This is a genomic window from Mesorhizobium sp. M7A.F.Ca.CA.004.04.2.1 (genome assembly GCF_004022825.1).
Taxonomy (GTDB): Bacteria; Pseudomonadota; Alphaproteobacteria; order Rhizobiales; family Rhizobiaceae; genus Mesorhizobium.
Genome location: NZ_RZPH01000124.1, coordinates 1 through 9,372 on the forward strand (window position 1 = coordinate 1; position 9,372 = coordinate 9,372).

Below are 9,372 nucleotides of genomic sequence, written 5' to 3' on the forward strand. Positions count from 1 at the left end.
GTCATGACGGCGGCGACGAGGTTCTGCGGGAATTCGCACGACGGCTGCGCAAGAATGTCAGGGGTATCGACCTTGCCTGCCGCTTTGGCGGCGAGGAGTTCGTCGTGGTGATGCCGGACACCGAGGGCGCGGTGGCCGAGAAGGTAGCCGAACGCATTCGCGCCGAAATCGCCCAGGCGGCTTTCGCCATCGGGCAGGACGGCAAGGCGATCGAAGTCACGGTCAGCGTCGGCGTGTCGTCGGTGCTGAAGGGCGTGGACACGGTGGCGGCGCTGATGAAGCGTGCCGATCTCGCGCTCTACGAAGCCAAAAGCGGCGGCCGAAATCGCGTCGTCGCCAAGGCGGCGTAGCGATCCAGCCCCGATTATCCTGTCAACCCGACAGGGTTACCCGTTTACCTTAATCCAAGCGATTCGCGAGCCTTGGTTAAGAAACTGTTGATTTTCATAAGCTCTTGCGCAACTGTGCAGGCCAAGACGAAGCCGGCACGAGGATAGAAAACCGGCTCCGATCCTGGGAATACCCCATGATGCTCAGGTCCGCCGCATCTCCTGGGTCCGTGGGGTCGGCCGGCCGGCGCTGGCACATAGTGGCCTCCTCGTACCGCTGCCAAACGCCGACCGGCCCCCTTCTCTCCAAAAGAACATCAGAACTCCGTGCCAAAGCACGGAGGAATCTGCGTTTTTGCATGTGAAATCAGGATACCCGTTTTGGTTCCTACACAGTTTCGCTGTGAGGGCAGCCAACGACGAGGGGAAGAGCACCCCTTCCATTTCATAGATATGGCGCACAAGGGGCTTGCGGCAAGACCCGGCTCCTCCCGTAAAACCGCGACCCAAGCCAGGGTGCGGAAAACGGGAGTTATGATAATGATTTCAGATCATGCGGTTGTGATCGCCGGGGGTGGTCCGACGGGATTGATGCTGGCAGGCGAACTGGCGCTGGCAGGCGTGGACGTTGCCATTTTCGAAAGGCGACCGGATCAGAAATTGGCAGGATTGCGCGCAGGCGGCCTGCATGCGCGCACTCTTGAGGTGCTCGACCAGCGCGGAATTGTGGATCGGTTTCTTTCACAGGGACAGATATCGCCGTCCGTGGGCTTCCACATGATCCGGTTAGGCATCAGCGATTTTCCCACGCGCCACAATTATCTGCTGGCACTGCGGCAAAACCACATCGAGCGCATCCTGGCCGACTGGGTCGGCGAGTTGAAGGTACCGATCTATCGCGGACACGAGGTTGCGGGGTTTGCCCAGGACGACAGCGGCGTCGATGTCGAACTGTCCACCGGTCACCGCCTGAGGGCCGCATATCTGGTCGGGTGCGACGGAGGCCGCAGCACCATTCGCAAGGCGACCGGTATCGAGTTCGCCGGATGGGATCCGACGATGAGCTGGATGATTGCCGAGGTCGAAATGTCGGAAGAACCGGCATGGGGCTTCCGCAGCAACGCCTCCGGAATTCATGCTCTGGGTAAGATCGAGGGCGGCAAGAAGGTTGGCGTCGTGCTGACGGAGCCCCGCCTGGAGGCGCGCGGCGAACCGACCCTGCGCGAGCTCAGCGAGGCGCTGACTGCCATCTACGGCACCGACTTCGGGGTTCACAGCCCGACCTGGCTCTCCCGCTTCACCGACATGACGCGCCAGGCTGCCGCATATCGCGACCGGCGCGTGCTGCTGGCGGGTGATGCCGCGCACATCCATCCGCCGATGGGCGGACAGGGCCTCAACATCGGCGTGCAGGATGCGGTGAACCTTGGATGGAAGCTGGCCCAAATCATCAAGGGGACATCGCCGCAAAGCCTGCTCGAAAGCTATCACGCCGAGCGCCATCCGGTCGCCGCCCGCGTGTTGCGCAACACGATGGCGCAGGTTGCGCTTCGCCGCACGGATGACCGCAGCAAGGCCTTGGCCGACACCGTTGCCGAGTTGCTCGGCATGGATGAACCCCGCAAGAAAATCGCCGCGGAGGTGTCTGGTCTGGGTGTTCATTACGACCTTGGCGAGGGGCATCCACTGCTTGGGCGGCGAATGCCCGATCTCGATCTGACCACCGCCGGCGGACGGTTGCGGGTCTTCACCTTGCTGCACGACGCGCGGCCCGTGCTGCTCAACCTCGGTGAGCCCGGCAGGCTGGACATCGCGTCCTGGGCTGATCGGGTCCGGCAGATCGACGCCGGTTACGCCGGTATCTGGGACCTCCCGGCTCTCGGGACGGTCGTTTCGCCCGACGCGGTCTTGATCCGGCCCGATGGTTATGTGGCTTGGGCCGGGGCGGGAACCCAACAGGGCCTGGTGGACGCGCTGACCACCTGGTTCGGGCCGCCTGCCACCGCAGGTTAGCAGCCACGATCGAAGCGCGACCGCGCGATCGCCTTGAGAGTATCGCGTCCCTCCCTCCGACAGTGCTCCTGACAGTTGGTTGACAGGAGCTTCCTTCTGTGCAGATATTGGTTGGACCATTGGACCACTTGGAGGAAATGTGGACCAGAACAGCCTGCCCCCCATTCAGACCACGGCGCGCGACGACGCCGTGCTGAAGGCGTTGGTGGGCTTTGTTCGCGCCGAGGCCTTGCAGCCGGGCGAGCGGCTTCCAACCGAACGCATTCTGGCCGAGCGGCTGAAGGTCAGCCGCAACACCGTGCGCGAGGCACTGACACGCTGGGAAGTGCTCGGCCTCGTCGAGCGCCGGCAGGGCAGCGGCACCTATCTCAAGGCGGCTGTTTCACACGATATGCTGCACATGCCGCTGACGCTGGCGGGCGGCAATGATTTCACCAGCCTGATGCAGACGATGGAGATCCGCCGCGCGCTGGAGGCGGAGGCCGCAGCCCTTTGCGCCGAACGCGCCAGCCAGGCCGACATCGCCGAAATTGCACGCAAGCTCGACATCATGGAGCAGGCGTTCCGCACGCGCGACGGCATGTCGTCGGAAGAGGATTGGGAGTTCCACCAGGCGATCTACCGGGCCTCGGGTAATCCGCTGTTCGAGCAGATCATCGCCGCCATGTACGAATTGTTCCACCGCTTCTGGGAGCATCCGCTCGGCGTTCGCGATTTCGGCCATGCCAGCTTTCCCTATCACCGCACCATCTACGAATGCATCGCAGCCCGTGACCCGCAGGGCGCCCGCGCCGAAGCGCTCAAGCTGATCGCCACCGTCGAGGACGATCTCAAGCGCGGTGCGGCCAAACTCAAACTTTCGAGCCAGACATGAACGAGCATCCATCCGGTTTCGATCACGACTATCTCGCCGAGGCGGCGACACTCTTGGCGCATGACGAACCGTTCCCTGGCGGTGCGGTGGTGCCGCCGATCTACCAGACCTCGCTGTTCACCTTCGCCAGCTATGCCGAGATGGCCGATACCTTTGCTGGCAAACGAAAGCAGCCGATCTATTCGCGCGGCGACAATCCGACGGTGATGGAGTTCGAGGCGCGCGTGGCAGCGCTTGAGGGCGCAGAAGCCGCGCGCGGCTTTTCCAGCGGCATGGCGGCGATCAGCGCCACGGTGCTTGCGTTCGTTGGGGCAGGCGAGCGCATCGTGGCGGTGCGCAATTGCTATGGCGATGCCTACCGTTTGTTCGAGCGGCTGTTGCCGCGGCTCAACATCAAGGTTGATTATGTCGACGGCTCCGACCCGGATGCGGTGGCGGCGGCACTTCCCGGCGCCAAGCTGCTGTATCTGGAAAGCCCGACCTCGATGATGTTCGAGTTGCAGGACATCGCGCATCTGACACGGTTGGCCAAGGAACAGGGCATCGTCACCACCATCGACAATTCCTGGGCGACGCCGGTCTTCCAGAAGCCGATCACGCATGGTGTCGACCTGGTGCTGCATTCGGCCTCGAAATACCTTGGCGGCCACAGCGACACCGTCGCGGGCGTCGTGGCGGGTTCGGCCGCTCATATCAAGCACATCAACGAGCAGACCTATTCCTATCTCGGCGGCAAGCTGTCACCGTTCGAGGCGTGGCTGTTGCTGCGCGGCCTGCGCACGCTGCCGCTGCGCCTGCCGCACCACATGAAGAGCGGCCTGACCATCGCCGAACGGCTGAAGGCGCATGCCAGTGTCGAGCGGGTCAACCACCCCATCTATTCGAACCACCCGGGCAAGGCGACGCTGGCCGGCTATGCCGGTCTGTTCTCCTTCGAGGTGACGGACGATATCGACATCCCCGTCTTCGTCGACGCGCTGAAATATTTCCGCATCGGCGTCAGCTGGGGCGGGCATGAAAGCCTGGTCGTACCGGCCAAGGCGTCGCTGGAGCAGACGCCGGGCCTGAATTCGATGGCGCGCTTCGGCGTCAGCCCCCGAACCATCCGCTTCAATGTCGGATTGGAGAGTGTCGAAGACCTGTGGGCTGACGTCGCCCAGGCCTTCGAAAAAGCCAGAAAATAACAAGCGGGTTCAAAATGGGAGTCTTGAACATGAAAAAACTGACCGTCATGCTGGCCACCGTTGCGGGGCTGGCGATTTCCGCCGGAAATGCCGTGGCCGACTCGACACTGAAAATGGTCGAAGTCATCACCAGCCCGCCGCGCACCGAATTCCTGAAGAAGCAGATCGCCGAGTTCGAAACCGCCAATCCGGGCATCAAGGTCGAGCTTATCTCGCTGCCCTGGGGCCAGGCGTTCGAGAAATTCCTGACCATGGTGCAGGCCGGCGATACGCCTGACATCGTCGAAATGCCGGAACGCTGGATGGGCCTCTATGCCAACAATGCCCAGCTCGAGGATCTCGGACCGTATATGGCCAAATGGGATGATGCCAAGACGCTGGGCGACCGCGCCAAGCAGTTCGGCTCGACCGTCAACAACACCCAGTTCATGATCCCCTACGGCTACTATGTGAACGCGCTGTTCTGGAACAAGAAGCTGTTCAAGGAGGCCGGCCTCGACGGACCGCCGGCGACGCTCGACGATTTCATCGCCGATTCCAAGAAGATTTCCGCGCTCCCGGGGAAGTACGGCTACTGCCTGCGCGGCGGGCCGGGCGCCTTCAACGGCATGCACATGTTCATGAACATTGCTGCCGGCAAGGGCGGCTACTTCAACGAGGACGGCACTTCGACGATCAACGAAGAAGGCTCGGTCAAGGGCCTGCAGATGCTGGCCGACATGTACAAGGACGGACTGGCGCCGAAGGATGCCGTGAGTTGGGGTTTCAATGAAACGGTCACCGGCTTCTATTCCGGCACCTGTGCCATGCTCAACCAGGATCCGGACGCGCTGCTCGGCATCGCCGACAAGATGAGCGCCGACGATTTCGCCGTGGCGCCTTTGCCGGTCGGGCCGAGCGGCAAATCCTATCCGACGCTGGGCTATGCCGGCTGGGCGATGTTTGCCAACTCGCAGCACAAGGACGACGCCTGGAAGCTGATGGCGACGCTTCTGTCGCCGAAGGACAATCTGGAATGGGCCAAGGAAGTCGGCGTCGTTCCGATCCACAACGGCGCCGACCAGGATCCCCATTTCAAGACGGAGCAGTTCAAGGGCTGGTTCACGGAGCTCAGCGACAGCTCCAAATATGAAATGGTCACCCCGCCGACGCATCTGGAGAACCTCGGCAATTTCGTCGACCAGGTGGCGATCAAGAATTTCCAGGAAGTGCTGCTTGGCCAGAAGACGGCCAAGGACGTCGCCGACCAATGGGCTGCCTTCCTGACCAAGGAACAGCAGGACTGGCTGGCGAAGAACAAGAAGTAGTTTTTCTTCCCTTCTCCCCGTTTACGGGGAGAAGGTGGCCCGATAGGGCCGGATGAGGGGCGGCGCTATGCCTCGATAGGTTCGCGCTGCCCCTCATCTGCCTGCCGGCATCTTCTCCCCGTGAACGGGGAGAAGGACGCTTGTCGCCAATTCCGGCGCTCCTCCAGGAGACGATTTAGCACCCAATGACTTATGCCGTGTCTGAAATCCGATCCGCAGGCCAGCCGCGAAAGAAGCGGCTGTCGCATGCCGCTATCGAACCATGGCTGTATCTCAGCCCGGCGATCATCCTTCTGGTCGTGGTGCTGCTGGTGCCGCTGGTCATCGGCATCAGCTACTCCTTCCGTAAGTTCTCGGCGTTCAAATCGGAATATGTCGGGCTTGGACAGTATCAGGCGATGCTGTCGGATCAGGTGCTGGGGCAGGCACTGGTCAACACGTTGTGGTGGACGGTCGCCAGCCTGTTCTTCCAGTTCTTCCTCGGCCTTGGCCTGGCGCTGCTGCTCGACAAGCCGTTTCGCGGCCGCAAGGCTGTGCAAGCCCTGGTGTTCCTGCCCTGGGCTGTGCCGTCCTTCCTGTCGGGCCTGACCTGGGCCTGGCTGTTCAATCCGATCATCGGCCCGTTGCCGCACTGGCTGTTTGCACTGGGGCTGAAGGCCGAACCGACCAATGTGCTTTCCGATCCCGCCACCGCCATGTGGGGGCCGATCGTCGCCAATATCTGGTTCGGCATTCCGTTCTTCGCCATCACGCTTTTGGCGGCGCTGAAATCCATTCCGTCGGAACTGCATGAGGCAGCGGCCATCGACGGCGCTTCGCCATGGCAGCGCTTCACCAAGGTGACGCTGCCGTTCCTGGCGCCGACCATCGCCATCACTGTGATGTTGCGCACCATCTGGATCGTCACCTTCGCCGACCTGATCTTCGTCATGACGGAGGGCGGACCGGCCGGCTCGACCAACACGGTGCCGGTCTACATCTATGTCAGCGCCTTCAAATCGCTGGACAAGGGCTATGCCTCGGCGGTGGCGGTGCTGCTGCTCGTTCTGCTCATCGCCTATGCGATTGCGCTGATCGGCATCCGCCGCACGTTGGTGAGGCACGTCTGATGATAGCAGGACGTTCAACCTCGCAGCGCTTCTTCGGCGGCATCGGCCTCTACGCGGCAATCGCGGCTTACGTGCTGTTTGCCCTGTTCCCGATCTACTGGACGCTGAAGATCTCGGTCACGCCGGAGCGGCTGCTCTATTCCGAAGGCATCACCTTCTGGCCGTCGCACATGACACTGCAAAACTTCGTTACCGTGCTCGAGGCCACCGATTTCCCGCGCTATTTCCTCAACAGCGTCATCGTCTCGGTCTCGACGGCGGCACTGGTGACGATCATCGCCACGCTCGCCGGCTATGCCATGTCGCGCTTCACCTTTCGCGGCAAGGCAGCCCTGGCGCTGATGTTGCTGCTCACCCAGACTTTTCCGCTGGTGATGGTCATTCCGCCGATCTACCGCGTGATGGGGCAGATCGGCCTGATCAACAGCCTGACCGGGCTGATCATCATCTACACCGCCTTCAACACGGCCTTTGCCACCTTCCTGATGCAGTCGTTCTTCGACGGCATCCCCAAGGATTTGGAAGAGGCCGCGATGATCGACGGCTGCACCCGCGCGCAGGCCATGCGCAAGGTGATCGTGCCGCTGACGCTGCCCGGCATGGGCGCCACGCTCGGCTTCGTCTTCACCGCCGCCTGGAGCGAGCTTCTGTTCGCGCTGATGCTGATTTCCAGCGACGACCAGAAGACCTTTGCCGTCGGCTTGCTCACCTTCATCGGCAAGTTCGCCGTCGACTGGGGACAGATGATGGCGGCGTCCATCCTGGCGCTGATCCCGGTCTGTATCTTCTTCGCCTTCCTGCAACGCTATCTCGTCACCGGCCTTACCGCCGGCGCCGTCAAAGGATAGATCGATGGCCTCTGTTACGCTCGAAAACGTCCGCAAGGACTATGGCGCCGTCCGCGTCCTGCACGCGGTCGACCTTGAAATCGCCGATGGCGAGTTCGTCGTCCTGGTTGGGCCGTCAGGCTGCGGCAAGTCCACGCTCTTGCGCATGATCGCCGGGCTGGAGGAGGCTTCCGGCGGCGAGATCCGCATCGGCGAGCGGCTGGTCAATGACGTGGCACCCAAGGACCGCGACATCGCCATGGTTTTCCAGTCCTACGCGCTCTATCCGCATATGGACGTGTCGAAGAACATGGGCTTCAGCCTGCTCCTGAAGAAGGCGGAGAAAACGACGATCGACGCCAGGGTGGACGGCGCCGCCAAGCGGCTCGGGCTCGACACGTTCCTGCAACGCCTGCCGCGGCAACTGTCCGGCGGCCAGCGCCAGCGCGTCGCCATGGGGCGTGCCATCGTGCGCGATCCCAAGGTTTTCCTGTTCGACGAGCCGCTGTCGAACCTCGACGCCAAGCTGCGCGTCCATATGCGCGCCGAGATCAAGGCGCTGCATCAGCAGCTGAAGACGACATCGGTTTATGTCACGCATGACCAGATCGAGGCGATGACCATGGCCGACCGGATCGTCGTCATGCATGACGGGTTGATCCAGCAGGTCGGCGCACCGCTCGATCTCTATGATCGGCCGGCCAACATGTTCGTCGCCGGTTTCATCGGTTCCCCCGGCATGAATTTCCTGCCGGCGATTGTTTGCAAGGGTGGTACCCCGGAGGCTGTACTGACCGATGGCCAGGCGCTGCGGCTGCCGGAAGGCCTGCCGCTGACGGACGGTGACGCCATCACCGTCGGTCTGCGGCCCGAGCATATCAAGTTGGCGGATGAGGGCGCGTTGAAGGGCGAGGTGGGTGTGGTCGAGCCTCTCGGGCTTTCGACGCAGTTCTACGTCAAGCTGGCCAGTCAGCAGCTTTGCGTCTTTGCCATGGGCCGTGCCGGCGTGAAGCCAGGCGACGAGGTGAGGTTGGTTGTCGAACCAGACCAATTGCATCTGTTCGATCCGAAAAGCGGTGATCGCATCGGCTGAGGGGACACAGCCGAGCGTCGGGCAGCAGTATCGGGCGCCGATGTCGGGCGGGAAATACAGGTAACGCTACATTTCAATTGGATAAAATAGCGGAACGTCCAACAGACATTTCCGGAACCTAACAGGACCACTCGGACCTTTGCGTCTACAGCGCAAGACCTTAGTCCCGCCGTCTTCTCAAGAGAACGGAGGTCGTTTCGCCACGAATTGGGCCGCCGTCGGAGTTAGTCAACACCGACGGCGGCGCCTGCAATATGGGCGAGTGGGTTGTGTGCGGATATGGTGTGATCGCGGAAGTGGATTGTAGACCGCTAACCGCGAGGGCTTCTTTTGGACAGCGGCGAACTGTCCAACGGGTTCTCAGCCGACTTGGCCGATCGCCGCTCCTTCAGCCACAGGGACTTCTTTCTCCTTGCTAGGTTCTCGTCTCGAACGCTGTCGTCGGCGGTCACTCCGCCATGCATCGCGGCAATCACGTAGTCGGCTCTGTTGGTTCGAAAGTCGCCTTTTTGTACGGACATCGTTTTCTCCCAGTGCGAGGCATTTCCCCCCTTTTTGCCTGACGCTGAAACTAACTGCCTATCCGTGGTGCAAGTCTACCAATCGCCGATTGTATTAAAACGATACACTCAAGGT

At 61.9% G+C, this 9,372-nt stretch carries 8 protein-coding genes; all 8 read left to right on the forward strand.

Annotation, left to right across the window (positions count from 1 at the left end; genetic code table 11):
- Positions 1–350: diguanylate cyclase (locus EN893_RS08310; protein ID WP_127374968.1), on the forward strand; the 350-nt coding region annotated here is incomplete at its 5' end.
- 519 nt (positions 351–869) lie between these two features.
- Positions 870–2,342: an FAD-dependent monooxygenase gene (locus EN893_RS08320; RefSeq protein ID WP_127270063.1), complete on the forward strand. Its 1,473-nt coding sequence runs from the start codon at positions 870–872 to the stop codon at positions 2,340–2,342.
- 139 nt (positions 2,343–2,481) lie between these two features.
- A complete protein-coding gene (locus EN893_RS08325) occupies positions 2,482–3,216 on the forward strand; it encodes a FadR/GntR family transcriptional regulator (RefSeq protein WP_128361487.1) in 735 nt (244 codons plus the stop codon).
- Positions 3,213–4,400, forward strand: coding sequence for a PLP-dependent transferase (locus EN893_RS08330; RefSeq protein WP_127272295.1), 1,188 nt, complete (start codon positions 3,213–3,215; stop codon positions 4,398–4,400). Before EN893_RS08325 ends, EN893_RS08330 begins: the two co-directional genes overlap by 4 nt.
- 29 nt (positions 4,401–4,429) lie before the next feature.
- Positions 4,430–5,707 (forward strand): sugar ABC transporter substrate-binding protein, encoded by a 1,278-nt coding sequence (locus tag EN893_RS08335; RefSeq protein ID WP_127270754.1) that lies wholly within the window; start codon positions 4,430–4,432, stop codon positions 5,705–5,707.
- A 185-nt stretch (positions 5,708–5,892) separates the two neighbouring features.
- Positions 5,893–6,816, forward strand: coding sequence for a sugar ABC transporter permease (locus EN893_RS08340; RefSeq protein WP_127270752.1), 924 nt, complete (start codon positions 5,893–5,895; stop codon positions 6,814–6,816).
- Positions 6,816–7,664 carry a carbohydrate ABC transporter permease gene (locus tag EN893_RS08345; RefSeq protein WP_027036797.1) on the forward strand — a complete coding sequence of 283 codons (849 nt, stop codon included), beginning with the start codon at positions 6,816–6,818 and terminating at the stop codon, positions 7,662–7,664. Before EN893_RS08340 ends, EN893_RS08345 begins: the two co-directional genes overlap by 1 nt.
- Positions 7,665–7,668: 4 nt before the next feature.
- Positions 7,669–8,736 (forward strand): sn-glycerol-3-phosphate ABC transporter ATP-binding protein UgpC, encoded by a 1,068-nt coding sequence (gene ugpC, locus EN893_RS08350; RefSeq protein ID WP_127271561.1) that lies wholly within the window; start codon positions 7,669–7,671, stop codon positions 8,734–8,736.
- The last annotated feature ends 636 nt before the right edge of the window (positions 8,737–9,372 follow it).